Here is a 1,962-nt window from a genome sequence, read left to right on the forward strand (position 1 = left end):
CGTAAGAGGCACGCGGCCTTGCGGCTACAACCCCTGAGCCCGACGCTGCCCGCCGTTGTGCTGACCTCTGCCCCGAGGCCACAGCGACGGCTGCCGTCTTGTCTTCTGCATGATGGGCGGAGGTTTGTGACGAATGGGGAGCTGGAGGACGCCAGCCTGCCGCCGGAATATTGATCTCCGTTGCGTCGGTTGGACCAGAGGTACGTGCCTGCTCCGGCGACGCGGCCGGAACGCCTATCGTTGACGGAGGGATAAACGGCTGGGAAATGCGCTCCGGCAGATCGTTCTCCCGCCGGCCGCCTGGTACGGGTGGGCTCGATGTCCGGCGAATCCGCCGGTCGACCGACCGGGGATCGCCAGGATCGTTCACCGGTGGCTTGGATCGCTGCATCCACGGGGCTTTCTTGCCTCCGTCGCGAATCTCCTCAAGTGCCGCAGCGACATCCCCTGCACTCTGGTACCGGTTCTTACGGTCTTTCGCCAGCAGCTTCAGGATGACCTTTTCCAGGTCCTTGGGAACATTCGCTCCGAAGCTCTTCATCGCCGGCGGATCGTGGCTCAGGATGTTGACGAAGATCACGGCGCTGGTCGCCCCATCAAAGGGCACACATCCTGTCGCCATCTCATACAGGACCACGCCTAGCGAAAAGAGATCGGATCGCGTATCGAGCTGTTCCCCGCGCGCCTGTTCGGGTGACATATAGGCCACCGTGCCGACCGTTGATCCCGTGACCGTCAGATCCTGCGTGTGTTGTGAATGCCCTGTCATGCGCTCAATCTTTGCCAGGCCGAAGTCCAGAACTTTCGCCTGCCAGGCGCCGCTGGGACGAGGGACCAGGAAAACATTTGCCGGCTTAATATCGCGGTGGACGATATTTTTGGCATGCGCCGCAGCCAGAGCCTCGGCGACCTCAATCCCGTAGGCCAGCACCTCTGCCACCGGCATAGGGCCTCGATCGATGGAGTCGCGCAGCGTCTCGCCATCGAGCAGCTCCATCACCATGTAGGGATCGCCATTGTGGTCGCCGATGTCAAAGATGGTGCGGATATTCGGATGGTTCAACGCCGACACGGCACGTGCTTCGCGCAGGAAACGTTCATGCATCCCCGGCATGGAGAGATCTTCATGCAGTACCTTCAACGCGACTTCGCGATGAAGACGGGTATCCAGCGCACGGAATACCGAACCCATGCCGCCGCGTCCGAGGGACCCAAGTATCTGGTACGGGCCAACAAAACTTCCTGTCTCAAAACTCATATCCAGAACATCGCAATCCGCGGCACTTCGGCAGAAACCACCAAACTAACTTGTGTGAAAGTGCGTCCATCATACCCCGTCTGTGCCGGGCCGCGAATAGCTTTTCCTTCACTTTTGGTCGATACAATGAACGGTGTATGCCCGACACCTCCATACAACGCCTGCCACTGGGTCAGACGCTGCTGATCGATGCCGATGACACCCTTTGGGAGAACAACATCTACTTCGAACGGGCCATCGCAAGCTTCATCTCACTGCTGAACCACCACGCGTACAGCCCCGATGAGATACGCCATCACCTGAATGCATGTGAGCGCGAGACCATCCGTGAACGCGGCTATGGTCTGAAGAGCTTCCGGCAGTCCCTGGTGAACTGCTTTGAACAGCTTTCCACGGAACCCGTCTCTCCGCAGACGCACGCGCAGATCTCCAGCTTTGCCGATGCCATTGCAACCCAGGAGATTGAACTTCTACCCGGCGTTGCCGATACCCTGGCTGAGCTGACGACACGCCATCGCATCATTCTGGTCACCAAAGGCGACGACTGGGAACAGCGCGACAAGCTGGAACGCTCCGGCCTGAAGCCGTATTTTCATGAGATCGAAGTCTTGCCCGAAAAACACAGCGAAGCCTACTTGACTTTGCGCGATCGTCACGGCTGCGAAGCGGCTTCCACGTGGATGATCGGGAACTCACCCAAGAGC

The 1,962-nt window shown here is 59.3% G+C and carries 2 protein-coding genes; one reads left to right on the top strand and one right to left on the bottom strand.

The features are described from left to right. On the bottom strand, positions 1-1,258 hold a 1,258-nt coding region (locus AB4043_RS23915), incomplete at its 3' end, for a protein kinase domain-containing protein (protein ID WP_442308304.1). A gap of 137 nt (positions 1,259-1,395) precedes the next feature. Between AB4043_RS23915 and AB4043_RS23920 the strand changes: the two genes are divergently transcribed. After that, the coding region (locus AB4043_RS23920) for an HAD family hydrolase (RefSeq protein ID WP_442308305.1) at positions 1,396-1,962 on the top strand (567 nt) is incomplete at its 3' end.

The organism is Terriglobus sp. YAF25, assembly GCF_052113305.1.
In the GTDB taxonomy this organism is placed as follows: domain Bacteria; phylum Acidobacteriota; class Terriglobia; order Terriglobales; family Acidobacteriaceae; genus Terriglobus.